Origin of the sequence: Rahnella sp. AN3-3W3 (genome assembly GCF_003263545.1) — a bacterium.
GTDB classification, from domain to species: domain Bacteria; phylum Pseudomonadota; class Gammaproteobacteria; order Enterobacterales; family Enterobacteriaceae; genus Rahnella; species Rahnella variigena.
On the sequence record NZ_JYDG01000045.1, the window covers coordinates 62,531 to 83,733 of the forward strand.

The 21,203-nt window shown below is 53.8% G+C and carries 18 protein-coding genes; 3 read left to right on the forward strand and 15 right to left on the reverse strand.

What is annotated here, in order from left to right:
• Positions 1-9: 9 nt before the first annotated feature.
• The 4 genes from pepB to trmJ all read right to left on the reverse strand — a co-directional run bounded on the left by pepB (position 10) and on the right by trmJ (position 4,342).
• Entirely contained in the window at positions 10-1,320 is a 1,311-nt protein-coding gene (pepB, locus tag UC15_RS13535) for an aminopeptidase PepB (protein WP_198659708.1), read from the reverse strand.
• 81 nt (positions 1,321-1,401) lie between these two features.
• Positions 1,402-2,571 carry an IscS subfamily cysteine desulfurase gene (locus UC15_RS13540; protein WP_112288932.1) on the reverse strand — a complete coding sequence of 390 codons (1,170 nt, stop codon included), beginning with the start codon at positions 2,569-2,571 and terminating at the stop codon, positions 1,402-1,404.
• Positions 2,572-2,895: 324 nt separating this feature from the next.
• Positions 2,896-3,390 (reverse strand): Fe-S cluster assembly transcriptional regulator IscR, encoded by a 495-nt coding sequence (gene iscR / locus UC15_RS13545; protein ID WP_101076364.1) that lies wholly within the window; start codon positions 3,388-3,390, stop codon positions 2,896-2,898.
• Positions 3,391-3,604: 214 nt separating this feature from the next.
• Positions 3,605-4,342: a tRNA (cytosine(32)/uridine(32)-2'-O)-methyltransferase TrmJ gene (trmJ, locus tag UC15_RS13550; RefSeq protein ID WP_112288933.1), complete on the reverse strand. Its 738-nt coding sequence runs from the start codon at positions 4,340-4,342 to the stop codon at positions 3,605-3,607.
• Positions 4,343-4,469: 127 nt separating this feature from the next.
• On the opposite strand from trmJ, the gene suhB reads away from it, so the two are divergent.
• Complete coding sequence (gene suhB / locus UC15_RS13555) at positions 4,470-5,273, forward strand: inositol-1-monophosphatase (protein WP_112288934.1); 804 nt, start codon at positions 4,470-4,472, stop codon at positions 5,271-5,273.
• A 106-nt stretch (positions 5,274-5,379) separates the two neighbouring features.
• Here suhB and UC15_RS13560 read toward each other — a convergent pair whose 3' ends face one another.
• Positions 5,380-6,399, reverse strand: coding sequence for a nickel/cobalt transporter (locus UC15_RS13560; protein ID WP_112288935.1), 1,020 nt, complete (start codon positions 6,397-6,399; stop codon positions 5,380-5,382).
• Positions 6,390-7,055 carry a DUF1007 family protein gene (locus tag UC15_RS13565; protein ID WP_369964362.1) on the reverse strand — a complete coding sequence of 222 codons (666 nt, stop codon included), beginning with the start codon at positions 7,053-7,055 and terminating at the stop codon, positions 6,390-6,392. Before UC15_RS13565 ends, UC15_RS13560 begins: the two co-directional genes overlap by 10 nt.
• 185 nt (positions 7,056-7,240) lie before the next feature.
• Between UC15_RS13565 and csiE the strand changes: the two genes are divergently transcribed.
• Complete coding sequence (csiE, locus tag UC15_RS13570) at positions 7,241-8,521, forward strand: stationary phase inducible protein CsiE (protein WP_112288937.1); 1,281 nt, start codon at positions 7,241-7,243, stop codon at positions 8,519-8,521.
• Here the strand turns inward: csiE and UC15_RS13575 are convergent.
• Both UC15_RS13575 and glyA read right to left on the reverse strand, forming a co-directional pair.
• Positions 8,518-9,678 (reverse strand): 3-phenylpropionate MFS transporter, encoded by a 1,161-nt coding sequence (locus UC15_RS13575; RefSeq protein WP_112288938.1) that lies wholly within the window; start codon positions 9,676-9,678, stop codon positions 8,518-8,520. The genes csiE and UC15_RS13575 overlap by 4 nt on opposite strands.
• Before the next feature lie 163 nt (positions 9,679-9,841).
• Positions 9,842-11,095, reverse strand: a complete 1,254-nt coding sequence (glyA, locus tag UC15_RS13580) for a serine hydroxymethyltransferase (RefSeq protein WP_112288939.1) — start codon at positions 11,093-11,095, stop codon at positions 9,842-9,844.
• Positions 11,096-11,399: 304 nt separating this feature from the next.
• Between glyA and hmpA the strand changes: the two genes are divergently transcribed.
• Positions 11,400-12,641 (forward strand): NO-inducible flavohemoprotein, encoded by a 1,242-nt coding sequence (gene hmpA / locus UC15_RS13585; RefSeq protein WP_198659709.1) that lies wholly within the window; start codon positions 11,400-11,402, stop codon positions 12,639-12,641.
• A 67-nt stretch (positions 12,642-12,708) separates the two neighbouring features.
• Here the strand turns inward: hmpA and UC15_RS13590 are convergent, their stop codons facing one another.
• From UC15_RS13590 to UC15_RS13620, 7 genes are all read right to left on the reverse strand, one after another.
• A complete protein-coding gene (locus tag UC15_RS13590; protein WP_112288940.1) occupies positions 12,709-14,112 on the reverse strand; it encodes a cytochrome c in 1,404 nt (467 codons plus the stop codon).
• A gap of 10 nt (positions 14,113-14,122) precedes the next feature.
• Positions 14,123-15,724 carry a GMC family oxidoreductase gene (locus UC15_RS13595; protein WP_112288941.1) on the reverse strand — a complete coding sequence of 534 codons (1,602 nt, stop codon included), beginning with the start codon at positions 15,722-15,724 and terminating at the stop codon, positions 14,123-14,125.
• A gap of 26 nt (positions 15,725-15,750) precedes the next feature.
• Positions 15,751-16,272 (reverse strand): sorbitol dehydrogenase family protein, encoded by a 522-nt coding sequence (locus UC15_RS13600; RefSeq protein ID WP_112288942.1) that lies wholly within the window; start codon positions 16,270-16,272, stop codon positions 15,751-15,753.
• A gap of 414 nt (positions 16,273-16,686) precedes the next feature.
• Positions 16,687-17,025, reverse strand: a complete 339-nt coding sequence (glnB, locus tag UC15_RS13605) for a nitrogen regulatory protein P-II (RefSeq protein ID WP_013574351.1) — start codon at positions 17,023-17,025, stop codon at positions 16,687-16,689.
• Positions 17,026-17,179: 154 nt separating this feature from the next.
• Positions 17,180-18,517 (reverse strand): two-component system response regulator GlrR, encoded by a 1,338-nt coding sequence (glrR, locus tag UC15_RS13610; RefSeq protein ID WP_112288943.1) that lies wholly within the window; start codon positions 18,515-18,517, stop codon positions 17,180-17,182.
• Positions 18,514-19,290, reverse strand: a complete 777-nt coding sequence (gene qseG / locus UC15_RS13615) for a two-component system QseEF-associated lipoprotein QseG (RefSeq protein WP_112288944.1) — start codon at positions 19,288-19,290, stop codon at positions 18,514-18,516. The genes glrR and qseG overlap by 4 nt, the downstream gene beginning before the upstream one ends.
• 31 nt (positions 19,291-19,321) lie before the next feature.
• Positions 19,322-20,758: a HAMP domain-containing sensor histidine kinase gene (locus UC15_RS13620; protein WP_112288945.1), complete on the reverse strand. Its 1,437-nt coding sequence runs from the start codon at positions 20,756-20,758 to the stop codon at positions 19,322-19,324.
• Positions 20,759-21,203: the final 445 nt, after the last annotated feature.

The following is a 21,203-nucleotide window of genomic DNA, read 5'->3' on the forward strand; positions in this document are numbered from 1 at the left end:
TTCTGAAACTTACTTCGCTTTAGCTAACAACAGGTTAGCCACGGTACGCACACCCAGACCGGTTGCACCGGCAGACCACTGATCCGCTGCGCTTTTGCGATAAGTCGCAGAACAGTCGATGTGCAGCCAGCCTTTCTTATATTCAGTGACGAAATGAGACAGGAACGCCGCCGCCGTGCTCGCGCCCGCAGTGTGTGCAGGACCGGCAATGTTGTTCAGCTCTGCAAAGTTAGACGGCAGATGTGAACGGTGGAACTCTTCCAGCGGCAGGCGCCAGAACGGTTCGTGTTCAGCTTTCGCGCTTTCCAGCAGTTCACCTGCCAGTGCATCGTCAAAGCTGAACAGCGCGTGGTAATCGTTGCCCAGTGCCGTTTTTGCCGCACCCGTCAGCGTTGCCGCATCAATGATCAGTTCAGGATTTTGCGCAGACGCGTCGATCAGGCCATCGGCCAGCACCAGACGGCCTTCGGCGTCGGTGTTCATCACTTCTACGGTTTTGCCGTTACGGTAACGGATGATATCGCCGAGTTTAAGCGCGTTGCCGCTGACCATGTTATCCGCGCAGCACAGGTAGAGTTTCACGCGCTTGTTCAGGCCGTTAGCCGCCGCCAGCGCCAGTGCGCCAGTCAGGGTGGCTGCGCCGCCCATATCGGCTTTCATGGAATCCATGGAAGCGCTTGGTTTCAGGCTGTAACCACCGGTATCGAAGGTGATACCTTTGCCGACCAGACAGGCATAAACCGGGGCATCCGCGTCGCCGCTCGGATTGTAATCCAGTGCCAGCAGGACCGGCGGACGGTCAGAACCACGACCGACGGTGTGGATCCCCATGTAACTTTGCTGACGTAGATCGTCGCCTTTGGTGATGCGGTAGCTGACTTTTTCGTTGCCAAATTCACACATCAGATCAACGGCGCGGGTCGCCAGTTGTTCAGGAGACAAATCTTCTGCCGGAGTATTGATGGTGTTACGCACCCAGTCGATAATTTTCAGACGTTGTTTCAGCGTGTTCGCGTCATCTTCAGACAGTTCAGCCCATTCAACATTGCGTGTGCCTTTCGGACCACGGAAGCCCTGCCAGAATGCCCAGCTGTTTTCAAGATCCCAGCCTTCACCCGCCAGTTTGACGTTTTTAATGCCCTGACCGTCGATGCGGCGGGCAGCGCGGGAAATAGCCGTCAGCGCCTCGCCGTCTTTCAGGTGAATGGTCATACCGGCGGAATCCGTGCTCAGTGTTGCCTTTTCGCCCCAGCGTGCATCAGCTGGCTCAGAGGAAAGGAAGACGGACATCGCTTCATTGGTCGTTACTTCGGAACTCATAACAGGACTCCTGATTGTTTTTATCTTCAATGAATATTCATTATCAATGACAGGCAAATCACCCGTTCGGCGGGTGGCACTTCATTTCGTATAAACAGGGGGCAACTCACGCAGGCGGCGGACTGATTTCACCACCAGCGCAATCGCATAATCAATTTCTTCTTCCGTTGTCCAGCGCCCGAGGGAAAAACGGATTGAGCCATGTGCCAGCTCTTCGCTTAATCCTATGGCTCGCAAAACGTAGGAAGGTTCAAGGCTGGCAGACGTACAGGCAGAACCGGACGACACCGCCAAATCTTTCAGCGCCATAATCAGGGATTCACCTTCAACATCGGCAAAACTGACGTTAAGAATGTTTGGCGCGGCATGTTTCGGCGTACCGTTGAGAAACACCTGATCAAGCTGCTGAATGCCTTTCCACAACCGATCGCGCAATGCGCTCAGACGCGCTACTTCCGTGGTCATTTCCTCTTTGGCGATACGATACGCTTCGCCCATACCGACAATCTGATGCACCGGCAAGGTACCTGAACGCATACCGCGCTCATGACCGCCGCCGTGGATTTGCGCGTCTATCCGCACTTTCGGTTTACGGCTGACATACAGCGCGCCAATCCCTTTCGGACCGTAGATTTTATGCGCGGAAAATGACATCAGATCAACTTTCAGCTCACTGACATCAATCGCAATCTTGCCCACGCTCTGGGTTGCATCCACATGGAAAAGAATGCCACGACTGCGGCACAGCTCACCGATTGTCGCAATATCCTGTACCACGCCGATTTCATTATTTACCTGCATGATGGATACCAAAATGGTGTCCGGGCGCAGTGCCGCTTCAATCATAGCTGGAGGGATAAAACCGTCAGCCTGAGGCGCTAAATAGGTGACGTCGAAGCCTTCGGTTTCCAGCTGAGCACAGGTGTCCAGCACCGCTTTGTGCTCCGTCTGGCTGGTGATGATGTGTCTGCCTTTCTCACGCTGCGCGTGGGCGGCACCTTTAATCGCCAGATTGTCCGATTCTGTCGCGCCAGAGGTGAAGACAATTTCACGCGGGTCGGCATTAATTAGCTCGGCAATCTGGTTGCGCGCCACATCCACCGCCTCTTCGGCCTGCCAGCCAAAACGGTGAGAACGGGAGGCCGGATTACCGAAAGTACCGTCGAGTGTTAAACACTGCATCATCATTTTCGCAACACGCGGATCAACCGGCGTGGTAGCAGAATAATCGAGATAAATAGGTAATTTCATGGCAGGTAAGCTCCGGACTGCGCGTTCGGCTTCGAACGAAAGAATTGAAAAAACGACAACCAGTTTAAAACGGGTTCACAGATTCTTAAAAGGGAAATGACACTTTGCGGGCACTAATCGGTAAGAATTGACGCCTGAAAAGCAAAAGCCCGCGGAAATCTGCATTTCCGCGGGCTTTTAGTAACGTAAAAATTCACATGCATCCCCTAAATCATTCGTGTCGCATCAAGGCGGCAACGGAGCAAATCCCCGGGGCATACAATAGTATGTGACCGGGGTTTGCGACAGCAGCCAACGCCGAGGCGGCGCGAAGGATGACGGGGATTAGGCTCGAAGATTGACGTTGATAGTTTCCATCTGGCGGCCATTCGGCTGACGACGAATTTCACCGTTCTGACGGTCGGCCACTTCCAGGATTTCCTGGTTGTTGACCAGCTCTGCCAGTGTAATGTTGTTCAGGAAGCCGCTGATGCGCTCGCTGAGATCACGCCACAACGTGTGAGTCAGGCAACGTTCGCCATTCTGGCAGCCTTCTTTACCCTGACAACGCGTCGCATCGACAGATTCGTCAACGGCAGTAATCACTGCACCTACCGCGATATCGCCAGAATCTTTGCCTAACAGATAACCACCGCCCGGACCGCGAACACTGGCAACCAGACCATTTTTGCGTAAGCGCGAGAAAAGCTGCTCCAGGTAAGAAAGGGAAATACCCTGACGCTCAGAAATGTCAGCCAGTGGTACTGGTCCTTCCTGTGAATGCAGTGCAACGTCGAGCATAGCGGTCACGGCATAACGGCCTTTGGATGTCAGTCTCATAGCATGGTTACCTGTTTAAAATGACTTAAAAATTCAATAGTGCGGAACATGCAAACGAGTCTGCCATTCCCGAGTAAAACAGTCAACTATTTAACCTACTGTTTTACTCAAGTATTACAAACCCGGCCATTTCGCACTAATTTTGTCATTCACGAACAACACATAACCTTTTGATTAAAAACTGAATACTGTTTTTATAAACAAATCCCTTCGCTTATTCTTTGTTGCTATTTGTCTTTTCAATCGACGTCAGGATACCGCGCAGGATGTTTAATTCCTGAGATTCAGGACGCGCACGGGTAAACAGACGGCGTAATTTGCTCATCACCTGACCCGGATGAGCCTGACGAATAAAGCCGGTTTCCAGCAAGGTTTTTTCCAGATGCTGATAGAAACGTTCGAGATCGTCGACCAGCGGATACGGCGTTTCTTCGTATTCGATTTGCGGTTTTGCCGCTTCCAGCAACGCCAGATGCGCAACGCGCACTTCATAGGCAATAATCTGCACGGCCATCGCCAGATTCAGCGAGCTGTATTCAGGGTTCGCCGGAATACACACGTGGTAGTTACATTTTTGCAGTTCTTCGTTAGTCAGCCCGACGCGTTCGCGGCCAAACACCAGCGCAACCGGCGCAGTTTGTGCCGCTTTCGCACTGTGCTCACCACATTCACGCGGCTCAAGCATCGGCCACGGCAGTGTGCGGGAACGCGCACTGGTGCCGATCACCAGACTACAACCGGCCAGCGCTTCGTCGAGGGTATCAACAATCGTCGCATTACCGATGACATCACTGGCACCGGCCGACAAAGAGATAGCCTGAGAGTCAGGTTTTACCAGCGGATTCACCAGATAAAGACTTGATAAACCCATGGTTTTCATGGCACGGGCGGTAGAGCCCATATTGCCAGTGTGAGACGTTTCTACTAATACAATGCGGATATTGGGCAGCATAGGAACTCTTAGCCAGACGGAAAATCACAACAGCCTAACACAACGGTAGTTAATTTTCAGAACCCCTGCTATACTGCGCGCCGTTTCCCGTATTCCCGTTCTTTAACATCCTAGTTGGAAGATATCCATGCATCCGATGCTCACCATCGCCGTGCGCGCTGCGCGCAAGGCCGGTAACCTGATTGCCAAACATTACGAAACGCCAGACTCTGTAGAATCGACACAAAAAGGTACCAACGATTTTGTTACCAACGTAGACCGCGATGCAGAACACATGATTATCGATGTCATTCGCAAATCCTATCCAAAACACACCATCATCAGTGAAGAGTGTGGCGAGCTGGAAGGCGAAGACAAAGACGTACAATGGATTATCGACCCGCTGGATGGCACCACCAACTTCGTTAAACGCTTCCCACACTTCGCTGTTTCTATCGCCGTGCGCATCAAAGGCCGCACTGAAGTCGCGGTAGTTTACGACCCAATGCGTAACGAACTGTTCACCGCAACCCGTGGTCAGGGCGCACAGCTGAACGGTTATCGTCTGCGCGGTACTAACGCGAAAGATCTCGACGGCACCATTCTGGCGACCGGCTTCCCGTTCAAAGCAAAACAACACGCGACCAGCTACATGAATGTGGTTGGCAAACTGTTCACCGAATGTGCAGATTTCCGTCGCACCGGTTCTGCTGCGCTGGATCTGGCTTACGTGGCGGCTGGCCGCGTTGATGGTTTCTTCGAAATCGCCCTCAAGCCTTGGGATTTCGCCGGTGGCGAACTGCTGGTTCGTGAATCTGGCGGCGTTGTGACTGACTTCGTTGGCGGCCATAACCACTTCTCGTCTGGCAACATCGTTGCAGGCAACCCACGCGTCGTTAAAGGTATTCTGATGACCATGCGTGATGAACTGAGCGAAGCGCTGAAGCGTTAATTTCGCCGGTTATTGATAGAAAGAAATACAAAGAAAAACGGACGTCCTTTCGGGCGTCCGTTTTTTTATGTCTGCTTTTTATCCCCTGGAGGTTGCGCCCCGGAACTTATCCCCGGAAAGGTCCGCCGGTGATTGGCGAAACGTCTCCGCCGCCGGTGCTGTAGAGCAATATTCCTGCCACCAGCAATCCCATCCCGCCGGTCAGCGCCAGCAGCGACCAGGTGATCCGCTGCCAGGCCGCAGGCGTACGGGTTGCGCTCAGTTTCACCGCCAGCGCACGGCTGTAAAACACCAGTACGCCAATCAGCGAGACGGTGAGCGAGGTGCCGATAGCCATCGTAATGGCTGAAATCACGCCCCAGCTGTACACGCCAATCACTTTGGAAAACAGCAACACCATGATCGCACCGGAGCACGGGCGTAATCCCATCGCCAGCACTATCGCTATCTGTGTGCGTAAATCGCCGCCCGCCTGAAGTTGCTGATCGCTCGGTACATGCTGATGTCCGCAGCCGCAATGTTCATCGTGGACATGTGTTTCACTGCCCATCGGCGACAGGCTGTGGATTTTCATTGCCGGCGCAGGACGCAGACTTTTTATCGTCTGCCACACCCGTTTCAGCGCACGCCAGCACAGCAATAACCCGAGCAACATCACCAGAATGAAGCTGCCCCGCTCCATCCAGAAACTGCTCTGATGCAGCTGACGCGAGGAAAGTTGCAGCACACCGAGCACCACGCTGACCAGCAATATCGCCACCAGTCCCTGCACTATCGCCGAGGCAAACGTCAGTTTCAGGCTGCTTTTCAGTCGCGAAGGATGGGTTGCCAGATAGGTGGTGATGACAATTTTACCGTGCCCCGGCCCGATGGCGTGGATCACGCCATAAATCAGGCTGAAACCGGCCAGCGTCATGCCCGACTGCATCGGATTTTCTTTCACCTGCCGCAACAGCCCGGCCAGTTCCTGATGCAATTCCCGCTGCCAGATAATGCTGCTCAGCAAAATCCTCGGCCAGTAATGGATGAGAAGAAAAATGCCGCCCGCCAGCAGCAACAGAAATATCGCCAGCGGCCACAGATCGCGCCATGACAGTGTTTTCGGTGGTGTGGAGATTAATGACATTCCAGCGTGACCTTCTGAGCAAATTGCTGACCAAGATCCATATCTTCCGGCGGGGCATCAGCCTTATCGAGAGACAGCGCGTAGTTTTGCAGCGAGGCATCAGGCTTGGGCGTAAACAGCGCCAGCGTGCAACGTTTTTCCAGTTCCGGCGGCAGATGCAGTGCGGTTTTATCCTTATACGTCATATCAACAAAATACGAAGGATCGAAGGTAGAGAATTCCATCGGTTTACCGGCCAGAGCCTGAGGCTTCGCCAGCGGCAACACGAATTCCAGCACCGCCTGATCGCCTTTACGCGACAGCTGATATTCGCTGGGCAAGTCGAGATATTTAACCGGTTTACCTTCGCGATAAAAGTCAGTGAAGTAATGCTGACTGAGCACCCGCGCCATGACTTCCGCCGCCAGTTTTTTCCAGATATCTGAACCGGGTTTGGCGTTCTGCGCGTCGTACAGCAAATCTGCGGATGTAATTTCGTCCATCGTCCAGACCATTTTCAGCCCGGTCAGCGAGGTGTCATTCGCCACCAGCGTCGTCTGCATATCGATGAAACTGTGCGGGTGCGCCATGACCGTGGCGGGCAGGCAGAACAGCGCAACTCCCAGCCATTTGCCGTAACGGGAAAAAGGCCGGTTCCGGGCCTGGTGTAACGTCATTTCCATATCAGCGCCATATATTGTTACTAAGTAACACTATTTTGCTGTGCATTTAAGCGGTCGTCAAAAATATCTGTGATCTGAGTTGTAAGCCGGAGTAAAACCCAATCTCCGCCCCCTAATGCGGGCTTTCGCTTTGCTATGCTTGACTAATAATTTCAGGCGATACCTTTCCGGCAGGTGATATGAATCCAGACAAACAGCCCTCCCCAGCGCTTTCCGCTACGCAACGCCGCTGCCACGTGTTGCTGATGCTGTACGCGCCGCTGACGGCAGTTCAGCTGGAGATCATCAGCGAAATTAACGGCGTCGGATTAGCCACCACCTGGGACGATCTGGCAGAAGTGACCTGCGAAATTCAGCGCATCCATCAGCTTGATGTGCTGCAATACAGCGAAAAAGAATGCCGCATTCAGGGTGACTCCCTCGCCCAGCGGCTGTGTTTATTTCAGGGATTACGCCGCACATTACGCATTTCACCGGACTTCGTTTCCCGCCATTTTATCCCCTGGCTGCACATCGCCTTCGAAGGTCAGACCTGCCCGAAGGCGGCACTGCGCACCGATCTTCTGGGCATGATGCTGGAAGACTGCGGCACGTTATTATCCAAACCGCTGAGCGGTCATGACCGTCAGCTGATGCTGATTTGTCTTCAATACTGTCTGTGGCAGAACAATGATCAGACCGGTTTACGCTTTACCGAACAACAGCGGCGCTGGCTGCGCGAAAAGCCCGAATATGCTGCCGCCCGTGAACTTTTTATCCAGTTACAGGAACTCAGTAACGGCCTGCTGGATGACTGCGAATGTGAGTTTTTCACCCTGATGTTACGGATGCTGAAAAACCACAGTTATCAGAGTTCCGGTTCGACGGAAGATCAGCGCCTGCTGTTAGAAATTGAAAATATGGTGGCGCGTTTTCAGGACATCGCTGGGATGAAGTTCAGCAGCTACGAAGGGCTGGTCGGCCAGCTTTTCGCCCATCTGGGTCCGGCGATTGAACGCTGTCATTTCGGCATTGGCATCGACAATCTGATGCAGGAAGAAGTAAACCGCATGTATCCGCGTCTGGTGCGCACCACCCGTGAGGCGTTGGCGGGGTTTGAGCACGAATATCTGATTACGCTTTCAGAGGATGAAATCGGATTAGTAGCGATCACCTTCGGCGCATGGCTGATGCAGGGTAACGCCTTGCAGGAGAAACAAATTCTGCTGCTTACGCATGATAACCCTGAACTGGAAGAAGCGGTCGAACAGCAAATCCGCGAGGCGACGCTGCTGCCGCTGAACATCAAATATCAGACGCTGGCGGATTTCTATAAATTTGGTGCCCCGAGCGGCGTGGCGATGATTGTCACACCTTACGCCACCCGCAGCACCGACGCCGATCCGCTGGTGATCCACACGCAACTGCCACTGGCCAAAGAGCAGCGAAAACGTATCCGCTCGCTGCTCGAAGCCCCCTAGCTGGCTGACACATCCGGCGCTGACGGCGTGACCTGCGGACGCAGGAAAATCGCCGGCACCACCAGCAGCGCCATCACCCAGAACAATCCGGCGTGCAGATGTTCGAACAGGAAGCCGGACACCATGGTCATCACCGCCACACCGCCGCCCATTGCCAGCGCGGAATACACCGATTGCAGGCGGATAACCTGATCACGCGGACGCGCCGCGATAAACCGCATCCCCGCCAGATGGCAAACCGTGAAGGTACCGCAGTGCAAAATCTGAATCACGATCAGCCACGGCAATGCGGTAAAGGCGCCCATCATGCCCCAGCGCACCACGCCACACACGGCGGATAGCAGCAACATATTGCGCGCCGACCAGCGGCTGAACAGCTGTTTACTGAAAGTGAAGACCAGCACTTCAGCGACCACGCCCAGCGACCATAAATAGCCGATGGTGGTCGAAGAATACCCGATATCCTGCCAGTAAATCGCGCTGAAACCGTAGTACGCGGCGTGTGCGCCCTGTAATAACGTTACGCATAACAGGAACCGCCAGACCGGTTTTTCGCCGAGTAATGCTTTCCACGAAATGGCCGGCGCACCGCTGGTCCGCGGTTCTCCCACCGGTTTTACGCTTGGGCGCAGTAACATGCCCAGCAACATGGCTGCCACGCCTGCGGTCAGCGTATAGAGGATCGCGTTGTGCCCGTAGACCTCCACCAGTTTACCGGTGACCGCCGAGCCAATCACAAAGGCAATCGAGCCCCAGACGCGCACTTTGCCGTAATCCATATTGATCTGGCGTTGCAGCGTACCGGCCAGCGCATCGGTCAGCGGAACCAGCGGACCAAAGAACAGGCTGAAACCGGCAATGTTGATCATCAGCCACGCCCAGCCGTTGCCAAACCAGAACCCGACGGCAAACGCCAGCGTGAGCAACGCGAGGATGCGTAAACCGGTGATGAGATGCGAAGGGTCTTTGATGGAGGGAGAAATGATTAACGTGCCAAGAAAACGGGCGACTAAACCGGCGCCGAGCAACAGGCCGATGCTTTCGGAGGAAATACCCTCGCCTTTAAGCCATAAGCCCCAGAAGGGAAGAAAAATACCGTAACTGAAAAAATAGGTGAAATAACTGAGTGCAAGCCAGCGCGTGGAACGCAATTCCATAAATCCTCCGGTGTGAGGCCAATACTTTGACAAAGCTCACAATCGCTAGCAATCCGCAGACGCTTTCATACTCCAGTAATGTCTGCCAGCTCACAAATTCTGATACATGCCTATAAAAAAACCCGCCGGAGCGGGTTTTAGCAGCTTTACGGCTTCGCAAATATTACGCGTAAACCGGGAAGCGTGCACAGATGTCGAGAACTTTCTGTTTAACGCGTTCGATAGTACCTTCGTCGTTCACGTTGTCCAGCACGTCGCAGATCCAGCCAGCCAGTTCACGCGCTTCAGCTTCTTTAAAGCCGCGACGGGTGATAGCCGGAGTACCGATACGCACGCCGGAAGTCACGAACGGGCTCTTCGGATCGTTAGGCACGCTGTTTTTGTTCACAGTAATGTTAGCGCGACCCAGTGCGGCATCGGCTTCTTTACCGGTCAGGTTTTTATCAACCAGATCCATCAGGAACAGGTGGTTGTGCGTACCGCCGGAAACCACTTTGTAGCCACGTTCCAGAACCACAGCGACCATTGCCTGAGCATTTTTAGCCACTTGCTGCTGATAGGTTTTGAACTCAGGTTCCATCGCTTCTTTCAGTGCTACCGCTTTACCGGCAATCACGTGCATCAGCGGGCCGCCCTGACCACCAGGGAAGACAGCGGAGTTCAGTTTTTTGTAGAACTCTTCATCACCGCCTTTCGCCAGAATCAGACCGCCGCGTGGGCCAGCCAGCGTTTTGTGCGTGGTGGTGGTCACGATGTGCGCGTGCGGAACCGGGTTCGGGTAAACGCCCGCAGCAATCAGACCGGCAACGTGTGCCATGTCGACGAAGAAGTAAGCACCAACGCTGTCGGCGATTTCACGCATTTTTGCCCAGTCAACGATACCGGAGAACGCGGAGAAGCCGCCGATGATCATTTTTGGTTTGTGCAGTTCGGCCTGACGTTTTACGTCGTCATAATCGATGTCGCCACTTTCGTCGATACCGTAAGGCACCACGTTGTACAGTTTACCGGACAGGTTAACCGGTGAACCGTGCGTCAGGTGACCGCCATGGCCGAGGTTCATCCCCAGAATGGTGTCGCCTGGTTGCAGCAGTGCGGTGTAAACCGCGAAGTTCGCCTGTGAGCCGGAGTGTGGCTGAACGTTAGCAAAATCTGCACCGAACAACTCTTTTGCACGGTCGATAGCCAGTTGTTCAACGATGTCGACGTACTCACAACCACCGTAATAACGTTTGCCCGGGTAGCCTTCGGCATATTTGTTGGTCAGCTGCGAACCCTGAGCCTGCATAACACGCGGGCTGGTATAGTTTTCTGACGCAATCAGCTCGATATGTTCTTCCTGACGAACAACTTCTTTTTCCATTGCTGCCCACAGCTCAGCATCATAATCGGCAATGTTCATTTCACGCTTTAACATCCGCATCTCCTGACTCAACAAACTAAAAATAAAAGCCCCTTCCGGGTTCTGCGCAACAGTGTAAATGTTTAAGCGCCCTTCGGATAGGGTCAGTTTGAGGTTTTTAGGCAAACGATTGGCTCCAGATACAGCAAGGCTTTGATCTGCGAACCTCTCCCCGTAATCAAGGGATAAATATTCATCTGAACATGTACAAATTTCAGCTTTGTGACTCAGCCCCCATCGCACTGTTCCATCACACTCTTCACCTTAAAAAGCCCTTACCCCTTTAGGGGTGTTTACAGAAATTGTGGGTTTATATAAGATGCATTTAAAATACATGTTTAATGAAATCGACAAAGACACGGAGTTCACTATGCTTGATTCAGCCACTATCGCTACCGTTAAATCCACTATTCCTTTGCTTGCAGCGACCGGTCCGAAACTGACCGCGCACTTCTATGACCGCATGTTCGAGCACAATCCCGAGCTCAAAGACATTTTCAATATGAGCAACCAGCGCAACGGCGATCAGCGTCAGGCGCTGTTTGATGCCATCTGTGCTTACGCCGCCAATATCGAAAATCTGGCGGCATTATTACCTGCGGTGGAGCGCATCGCGCAAAAGCACACCAGCTTTACCATTCAGCCGGATCAATACAACATTGTCGGCGAACATCTGCTGGCAACGTTGGATGAAATGTTAAGCCCGGGTCAGGAAGTGCTGGATGCGTGGGGCAAAGCCTACGGCGTGCTGGCGAATGTGTTTATCAACCGTGAAGCAGAGATTTATCAGGACAGCGCAGAAAAAACCGGTGGCTGGCGCGGTACGCGTGAATTCCGCATCGCCGAAAAACAACCGCAAAGTGAACTGATCACCTCTTTCCTGCTGGAACCTGTCGATGGATTGCCGGTGGTGGATTTCCAGCCGGGACAATATCTGGCGGTGTATATCCGCGATGCCTCGCTGGAAAATCAGGAAATCCGTCAGTATTCCCTGACGCAGGCACCGAACGGTAAAACCTACCGCATTGCCGTTAAACGCGAAGGCCAGGGCGCGGTATCAAACTTCCTGCATCACTTTGCGCAGCCGGGCGACATCATTCATCTGGCAGCCCCGCACGGCGATTTCTTTATGGATATCAGCGATACCACGCCGGTCGCGCTGATTTCTGCCGGTGTCGGTCAGACGCCGATGTTAGGTATGCTCAATACGCTGGCAGAACGCGGACATCATGCGCCTGTTCAGTGGCTGCACGCGGCTGAAAACGGCGCGGTTCATGCGTTTGCCGGTGAAGTGAAAAGCGCGCAGAAAAACCTGCCGCAGCTGGAGAGCCATGTCTGGTATAACCAGCCACAGGCAAATGATTTGCCGGGAGAGGACTTTCAGTATCAGGGGCTGATGGATCTGAGCAAAGTCAGCGAACAGCTGAATGATCCGGCGATGCATTTCTACCTGTGCGGTCCCGTCGGCTTTATGCAGTTCGCGGCCAAACAGTTGCTGGCGATGAACATCAGCGAAGCGAATATTCACTACGAATGCTTCGGTCCGCATAAAGTCATTTAATTCCTGCCCTGAAAAGAAAAAGGCTGACACAGAATGTCAGCCTTTTTTATCGCTGCGCCAGTTTGGATTAATGACGACGGCGACGGCGAACAAAGAACAGCGCAATCAGCAGGATAACCAGCAGCCCTGCAATGCCCATTCCCCAGTGCGCCAGCTCCAGCAACGGCGAAGGTTTACCGCCAGCGCGCAGTTCTTTCACCCGCTGCGGCGTCACACTCGCCTGATCGTTACCAAACTGCTGCAACAACTGATTACTCAGCGTGGCCACCTGCGTATCTGACAATAAATGCTCAAACGCAGGCATCGCCACGTCTTTGCTTTCCGCGCCGCGCTGTACGCCGTGCAAAATCGCCATCACCAGATTGTCGCTGTTCAGATGCCCCAGCGCAGTGTTATTGATGAGCGATGGCAAGCCGCCATCCTTGCTGCCACGCCCGTCGGGCTGATGGCAACTGGCGCAATAGCCGTCATACACCTGCCAGCCGGTCATTTTGTCAGCATCAGCAGGACGCGGAACGCCACGCAAAGTATCGACATAATTCGCCGGTGAGCCGAACTGGTCCGCTGCCCTCGCCTGCCCTTGCTGACTGACCGGCGTGGTTTGTTTCAGCCACACGGCAATCGCCTGCAAATCACTGTCGCTCAGATGGCTGAGGCTGTGGTCGATCGCTTCCGCCATCGGCCCTGCCGCCTGCGCCTTGCCCGGCGCATGACCGGTTTTCAGGTAACCGGCGATTTCATCGGTGCTCCAGTTACCTGTTCCGCTGACCGCGTCCGAGGTAATGTTTGGTGCAAACCAGGTGCCCAGACTGCTGCCGCCCAGCGCTTTATCCCCCTGCTCCGCCATCAGCGCATTACGCGGCGTATGGCAGGTGCTGCAGTGCGCCAGCGCTTCGCCAAGATACGCGCCACGGTTAACCTGATCGCTTTTCGACGGATCGGCTTTAAACGCGCCTTTCTCGAGGAACAGCAGATTCCAGCCAGCCATCGACAAACGCACGTTGAACGGGAACGGCAGCGCCGTCGGCGTTGACGGGGCATCCACCGGTTGCACGCCCTGCATAAAATAAGCGTACAGCGCTTTCATGTCGTCATCGCTGATTTTGGCATACGAGGTGTACGGCATTGCTGGATACAGATTCGCGCCGTCGCCGCGCACACCGTCACGCACCGCGTGTTCAAACTGCTCCAGCGTGTAATTACCGATACCGTCTTTTTTAGATGGCGTGATGTTGCTCGAATAAATGGTGCCCAGCGGCGTTGCCAGCCCGAGGCCACCGGCGAACGGTTTGCCGCCTTCGGTGGAATGGCAGGCCACACAGTCACCGGCTATCGCGACGTATTCGCCTTTCTTGATCAGCGCATCCTGTTCCGGCGAAAGCGCGGCATAAGCCGTGCCTGCCATCAGGCTCAGGCCAAAGGCCAGCAATGCGCCCGTCAGACGTTTTTGAGATAAACGATTCAGAGTCATTTCAGTCAGCCTATAGCGCAGTTTTGGCAAGATGATCAGCGGTACGTAAAGCCAGTGCGACGGCGGTCAGCGTGGAGTTGACCGTGGCCGATGTCGGCATCACGCCGGTACTGGTGATGAACAGATTTTCGTGGTCATGGGTGCGTCCGAACGCATCCACCACGGAGTCTTTCGGGTCATGACCCATGCTCATCGTGCCGGTAATGTGCTGGTTGTTGCCGTAAACGCCCGGCTTACTGAAACGCAAATTGGTGCCGCCCATCAGTCTGGCGATCTCGGTATATTCCTTCACAGCGCGCGCCATACCACGATGCACGTAGTCATCCATGTGATAAATCGCTGCCGGTTTAGGGATACCCAGTTTGTCTTTTTTGTCGCTGAGAATGATGCGGTTATCGTAGTTTGGCAGCTGTTCCATCACGTTTTTCAGGCTGGTCTGGTGCGACGCACGGCGACGGATTTCGTTATCCAGGCTGATGCCGTAAACGCCTTCCGCCAGCAAATCCTGCGTCACTGACTGCACTTGTGAAGAGTTGGCGATATCAATACGGAACGAGGCGTAATCTTTGCGGAAATCGCCGTCGCGCAGGCTGTTGATGGACGCCGGGCTCATTGGGCCGCGCCCCGCCCACAGAGGTTCTTCAGTTTCAAACGTCAGCGAGTTACTTGGGTGATCCATCAGGTGACGCCCGACGGTGCCGGAACTGTTTGCCAGTCCGTCCGGGTATTTATCGCTGGCGGAAATCAGCAGCAGTTTCGGGCTTTCGATGCCGTTGGCAGCCAGAACGAAGTTTTTCGCCATGACTTTATGCTCACCTTTATCGGGATCGTAATAATGTGCGGCGACAATACGCCCCTTTTCGTCATGCTCAAGGCGATACACCACCGCGCTGGTAATCAATTTTGCACCCGCCGCTTCCGCAGCCTGCGCAGCGATACCGCCGTGATATTGCGCATCAATCGGGCAGATCGGCATGCAGTTGTTGTTGCCACAACAGGCCGGACGCCCGTCGTAGTTACGGCTGTTACGTGCGGTGGTGTTCACGATCACGTCATAACCGCCCGGCGCCAGACGCTCGCGAAAACGCTGTTGCAGCCAGGATTCAGCGACCGGTTCCATCGGGAACGGCTGGTTACGAGGTGAACCGTTATTGGGTGCGCCGGACACGCCCATTTTCACTTCGGCTTCGTAATAAAACGGTTCCAGCTCGTCGTACGATAACGGCCAGTCACGCCCGACGCCGTACAGCGTTTTGATCTTCATATCGTTGGGCAAAACGCGCCACGCCTGCGCCGCCCAGTGCCAGGTGGTGCCGCCCATAATGCGGATATATTCCGCCGGGAACGGATACGGCCCCTGCTGTTGCAGATAATCATTATCTTCCGGTTTATATACCGGATGCGGTGACCAGTCCGAGTACGGATATGGCGACATAAAGTCTTTTTTGCGCGGCGAATTACGGAAGTTTTCAGTCAGCGTACCGCGATCAATACGCGGGCCGGATTCGAGAATAATGACGGAGATGCCCTGTTTTGCCAGACGCTGTGCGACCAGCGAGCCGCAGATCCCCGAGCCGATGACGACGACGTCAGCGGAAAGTTGTTCACTCATTGTTTAACCCTTTTTGAACGTTATTTTCAGACAGGCTGTTTTGCCCAGGTGCCGTAAGCGCCGTAGGCATAACTCGGCGGATTGAGGTGATCGCGAACCGCAACATTCATCAGCGCATTTTCATACGCCAGACAAACCGCCTGTTTGCCATCGCCGACCACGCCGAGATACCACGCCTGAAGAATGCTGCGCGGCAATTTCGCCAGCGCGGGCTGCTGTGTATCCAGCGCTTTTTGCAGGTCAGCGGCATCAATGTGACTGGCCGTGATAAACGCCTGCAACGCCTGAACCTGCGCGGTGAAGTCCGGGTACAGCTGCAACATAGTCTGGTAATAACGTTCAGAAAGGGCCGGATCCAGCTGGTCATGACCGGTCAGATACAGCGAGAGTTGGGTGAAATCCTGTTTTGCCTGCGACAAGCCCGCTACCGGCGCGGCATAAACCGGGCTGAGCAAAAGCTTGTTCATCAGCGGAACGGAAAGCGCCGCCAGTGCGCCCCCTAAAAATACGCGACGGGAAATGCGTATGGGTTTTTCTGGTTGTGACATTGCAAAGCCTTTTGAATGGGTGTGAAAACCACGATCAACGGAGATCAATCCACACCAGTTCCGGCAGCCAGATACTTTCACCCTGAATTGTTTTAGTCGGTGATTACAACGTATCTGACAGGTTTATCGAACTGGTATAACAACAAACGTGATTTTACTCGCACTTTTTCAACGAAGTCACAATAAAAACCCCACAAACTTCACATAAAACTAACAAATAGCATTTTTTGTGATTACCGGTGGAGAGGAACTTTGGGTGCTGATGAGCAGAAATAACGGCTAAAAACCGGATAAACAATGAGTTGAGAAGTGATTGGTTTAAAATGATTGGTATAACAAGATCGGAGGGAAAGGCAGAATAACAGAGGAAATACTCAGGGCCGGTAACATGACATTACCCGCCCTGATGAAACATTAAATCGCTTCTTCGTCCTGCTCGCCGGTGCGGATACGCACTACGCGCGCCACATCGAACACGAAGATTTTACCGTCACCAATTTTACCGGTCTGCGCAGTGGTCATAATGGTTTCCACGCAGGTATCCACGATGTCATCCGCCACTACGATTTCGATTTTTACTTTTGGCAGGAAATCGACCATGTATTCCGCACCACGGTACAGTTCTGTGTGACCTTTCTGACGGCCAAAGCCTTTCACTTCGGTCACGGTCATCCCGGTAATCCCAACTTCAGCCAGTGCTTCACGGACATCGTCGAGTTTGAATGGCTTGATAATCGCATCAATCTTTTTCATGGCGGACCCTTATAATCATTCGTTTGCTCTCCGCCTTCCTGAGCGGCAGCATGGTTCACAATCTGGTTTCGGATGCCAGAGGCATGCGAAGGCGCTAAAGGTATCATAGTTCAGCCGCAGGAATGTACCTCCAGCCTCTGAAAGTAAATTCCCGTTACTCTTTAAAATCGGTCGCTTCCAGCTCATGGCGTGACAGCAACTTATAAAACTCAGTGCGGTTACGCCCGGCGATACGTGCCGCCTGCGTGACGTTGCCTTTGGTAATTTGCAGCAATTTACGCAGATAATTCAATTCGAACTGATTACGCGCATCGGCAAATGTCGGCAGCGCGGTGTTTTCACCTTCCAGCGCCTGCTGAACCAGCGCTTCGCTGATCACCGGTGCAGACGTCAGCGCCACGCATTGCTCGATCACGTTCACTAACTGGCGCACATTGCCCGGCCAGCTGGCGGCCATCAGACGTTTAAGGGCATCGGTTGAAAAGCTGCGAACGAAAGGTTTATGCCGCTGCGCCGCCACGCGCAGCAGATGATTAGCCAGCAGCGGAATATCTTCAGAGCGTTCGCTCAGGGTCGGCAGTTTCAGGCCGACAACGTTAAGACGATAGAACAGGTCTTCGCGGAACTCGCCCTTCTCCATCGCTTTCGGCAAATCACGGTGTGTCGCAGAAATAATGCGCACATCAACATCCACATCATGATTGCTGCCCAGCGGACGCACCTTGCGCTCCTGCAACACACGCAGCAATTTCACCTGCAACGACAGCGGCATATCGCCGATTTCATCGAGGAACAACGTGCCGCCGGTCGCCGCCTGGAACAACCCTTCGCGGCTGCTCACCGCGCCGGTAAACGCACCTTTGGCATGACCAAATAATTCGGATTCCAGCAACTGTTCCGGCAACGCACCGCAGTTAATGGCAATAAAGGCTTTCTTGCCACGCGGGCTCGCCCCGTGAATGGCCTGCGCCAGCACTTCTTTACCGGTGCCGCTCTGCCCGTTAATCAGCACGCTGACGTCAGACTGCGCGACCATATTGGCCTGTTCAAGCAACCGCAGCATGATCGGGCTGCGGGTAACAATCGATTCGCGCCAGCTTTCATCAGCCGACGGGCTGGACTGTGCCAGCGCTTCATCGATGGCTTTATACAGCGCATCGCGATCGACCGGCTTGGTGAGGAAACTAAACACACCCTGCTGGGTCGCGGCCACCGCATCGGGAATGGAACCGTGCGCAGTCAGAATAATCACCGGCATTCCGGGCTGGAATTTCTGAATTTCGGCGAACAGCGCCATGCCATCCATTTCATCCATACGCAAATCACTCAGCACCAGATCGATACGTTCACGGTGCAGCACACGCAGCGCTTCCGCCCCGCTTTCGGCGGTGGTGACACGAAAACCTTCACTGGTCAGGCGCATTCCCAAAAGCTTCAGTAAGCTCGGATCGTCATCGACCAGCAATAAACTGGCTGCTTTACGTAACGTCATTTTGCGTTCGAATCCTTAGCCGGTGGCGTGTAAGTCTCGGCCGGTTTTACCGGATTATCCGAAGCCGCTTTAGCAGGCGCAGTCGCCTCATTATCCGGCAAATCGCCCTGGATCTGTTTGCGCGAAGAGAGCTGTCGCTCAATGTCCGTCAGGTTTTCCAGCTTACGGCGGGTATCGGCGAGATTATGTTCCAGAACCTGCTGCTGTTCAGTCATCGCCTGAAGTTTTTCTTCATTCACTGCCAGCTGGCGGGCATTACGGGCTTTTTCATCCCCCAGCACGACTTGTAAATTCTGACGTTCTCGCCATAACTGCACCAGCGGACGAATTTGTCCCGGCATCTGGCCACGATACGCGCTGACTTTTGCCAGTAACGCACGGCGCTGCTGCTGATCGGGATCCGCACCGGAGAGCAGAATACTTTGTTTAAATACCTGATCCCAGGTCGTCGCTTGTATCTGCTGCGCCTGATAGCGCGCCTGCGCATCACTCATACGATCGGCGCAGTCCATCGCCCGTAACCAGTACAGTGAGTTCGTTACGGCGTCATTGTCATCGAGTGTCCAGAGGGTTTCACAAGGAGCGATACGAAAGTCGATCACTTTGCTGTCAGGGACGACCTGATCAGACACCTGCTGGAAATAGCGGTTTTCGGCAGAATGCGGGACACAGCCCGCCAGCGCCAGTGGCGCACTGAGTAAAAACGCCCGGCTGCGCAGTACGGCGCGCACCAGACGGGTGGTGATATGGGTGATAAAAGACAATGCGCTCATCAGACGCACCAGTCAGCAAATAGCATCATTATTATTTCTTCTCAGCCGTCAGGGGTAATTCAATACGGAAACAAACGTCCGCATCTTCAACGGCAACCAGTTGCAGCTCTCCATGCATGCGGCGAATACAGTCCTGGGCGATACTCAACCCCAGACCGCTGCCTTTCACAGCCCCTTTTCGTTGCTGGCTACCCTGGTAAAAAGGTTCAAATATCATCGCGCGCTCGGCCTGCGGGATCGGGGTTCCGGTGTTTGCCACCTCGATAATAACCCGTCCGTGTAATTCCCAGCTGCGGACCCAAATAGTACCGGATTCAGCCCCGTAGTGCACCGCATTGGAATAGAGATTGTCCACCACGCGCCGCAATAATGTCGGCTCAGCCAGACAGGTCGGCGCATCAATCGTGACCTCACTGCGGATCTTCTTGGCGCGTGCCGGCAGGCTGTTAGCCGTCACGACATCATCAACCAGCGATTTCAGATCAACGGCCACACTGAGCGTCGGCACATCAGCCAGTTTGCGATTGTAATCAAGCAGTTGTTCGATAAGCGTCTGCAAATGGCGGCTGCTGCTGTTGAGGATAGCCACCACTTCTTTTTGATCTGACGTCAGCGGACCGGCGACTTCATCCGCCAGCAGTTCCGTCCCTTCACGCATGCTGGCGAGCGGGGTTTTAAGTTCGTGGGAAATATGGCGCAGGAATTCGTGACGCTGCGATTCCAGCCATGCCAGACGCTCGCTCAGCCAGACGATGCGCTGCACCAGAGAACGGATTTCACGTGGCCCTTTAAATCGGGTGACATCCCCCAGATTACGCCCTTCCCCCAGCCGGTTAATCATCCGTTCGACGCCTTTTACCGGCCCGATTATCATGCGGGTGAACAGCAGCACCAGCGCGCCACTGAGCAGGAAAAGCACCAGCGCCTGCCAGCCAAAGAACTGACCGCGTTCGGCAATCGCGCGCTGAAGTTGTTGTCCGCGTGAGAATACGACTTCCCGCGTCGCCTGTACCATTTCGGCATTGGTGCGCGAGAAATTCTCAAGACGCGCAGAAGCATCTTTATCCGGGGAGTTATTCTGGCAGGTCGGCTGTGTAAGCTGCGTCAGCAAGGTGCGCAGCGTCTGATAATAACGTAAATCCGGCAGCACTGAGGCATGCGCATCCAGCAGCTGGGAATATTGTTTGTGCTGATTCTGATAAAGGCGGGAAAGTGTCGGATCGTCGAGAACGCAATACTGGCGATAACTGCGCTCCATTTCCAGCGCAATACTGGACATCGATTCGCTGCGGCGGGCGTCACTGAGCGTAGTCCGGTTGATTCGCGCCGCCTGACGGCTCAGTTGATCAAGGCTGTCATAGGCCTGATAGGCGAGCACCAGCAAGGGCAGCAGCACCAGCAGGAAAGCCATCAGCACCAGCTGACGTAGCGAACCGGGGAATAAACGTCCTCTTTTCAACGCATTCATCTCATTTATCACAGATAAAGTCATGCTAGCGGACAACGGTTTAAACAGCTAGTGTCTGAGAGGATACGAAAAGGGTTTAAATGGGCGAAGTATGAGAAGTATGAAGGGTGGGTATTGCTGAACATCCTGATGGATGTTCAGCAAACCGGAAGAGGTGGTGCCTCACTCAACGTGTCGTTCGATGTTTGATAACGTGCTTGCGCAACGATTATCGGTCGGGTGAACGATAGGCACCGTTTCTTTGGCGTCATTCGGACATTATGAGCATATCAACGCTTTCGCGTGAGCCAATCATAATCAGGTGAATGAGCAACTGCGCTAATCTAGCACGTTCCGTGCCAATGTTTAATAAAAATTATCATATAGCTGTATTTAAAGGATATTTCTAGTTAAATCATTTTCAGGCACCGGCAAAAGCACGGTTAAGTTGATGAATAAACAACCT

Excerpts from the sequence above, each read along its gene's own strand:
- UC15_RS13620 (WP_112288945.1), bottom strand. The coding sequence starts at position 20,758 with ATGAATGCGTTGAAAAGAGGACGTTTATTCCCCGGTTCGCTACGTCAG.
- trmJ (WP_112288933.1), bottom strand. The coding sequence starts at position 4,342 with ATGCTGCCCAATATCCGCATTGTATTAGTAGAAACGTCTCACACTGGC.
- csiE (WP_112288937.1), top strand. The coding sequence starts at position 7,241 with ATGAATCCAGACAAACAGCCCTCCCCAGCGCTTTCCGCTACGCAACGC.
- UC15_RS13590 (WP_112288940.1), bottom strand. The coding sequence starts at position 14,112 with ATGACTCTGAATCGTTTATCTCAAAAACGTCTGACGGGCGCATTGCTG.
- glrR (WP_112288943.1), bottom strand. The coding sequence starts at position 18,517 with ATGACGTTACGTAAAGCAGCCAGTTTATTGCTGGTCGATGACGATCCG.
- hmpA (WP_198659709.1), top strand. The coding sequence starts at position 11,400 with ATGCATTTAAAATACATGTTTAATGAAATCGACAAAGACACGGAGTTC.
- glyA (WP_112288939.1), bottom strand. The coding sequence starts at position 11,095 with ATGTTAAAGCGTGAAATGAACATTGCCGATTATGATGCTGAGCTGTGG.
- UC15_RS13575 (WP_112288938.1), bottom strand. The coding sequence starts at position 9,678 with ATGGAATTGCGTTCCACGCGCTGGCTTGCACTCAGTTATTTCACCTAT.
- UC15_RS13565 (WP_369964362.1), bottom strand. The coding sequence starts at position 7,055 with ATGACGTTACACCAGGCCCGGAACCGGCCTTTTTCCCGTTACGGCAAA.
- UC15_RS13595 (WP_112288941.1), bottom strand. The coding sequence starts at position 15,724 with ATGAGTGAACAACTTTCCGCTGACGTCGTCGTCATCGGCTCGGGGATC.
- glnB (WP_013574351.1), bottom strand. The coding sequence starts at position 17,025 with ATGAAAAAGATTGATGCGATTATCAAGCCATTCAAACTCGACGATGTC.
- iscR (WP_101076364.1), bottom strand. The coding sequence starts at position 3,390 with ATGAGACTGACATCCAAAGGCCGTTATGCCGTGACCGCTATGCTCGAC.
- UC15_RS13560 (WP_112288935.1), bottom strand. The coding sequence starts at position 6,399 with ATGTCATTAATCTCCACACCACCGAAAACACTGTCATGGCGCGATCTG.
- pepB (WP_198659708.1), bottom strand. The coding sequence starts at position 1,320 with ATGAGTTCCGAAGTAACGACCAATGAAGCGATGTCCGTCTTCCTTTCC.
- UC15_RS13540 (WP_112288932.1), bottom strand. The coding sequence starts at position 2,571 with ATGAAATTACCTATTTATCTCGATTATTCTGCTACCACGCCGGTTGAT.
- suhB (WP_112288934.1), top strand. The coding sequence starts at position 4,470 with ATGCATCCGATGCTCACCATCGCCGTGCGCGCTGCGCGCAAGGCCGGT.
- qseG (WP_112288944.1), bottom strand. The coding sequence starts at position 19,290 with ATGAGCGCATTGTCTTTTATCACCCATATCACCACCCGTCTGGTGCGC.
- UC15_RS13600 (WP_112288942.1), bottom strand. The coding sequence starts at position 16,272 with ATGTCACAACCAGAAAAACCCATACGCATTTCCCGTCGCGTATTTTTA.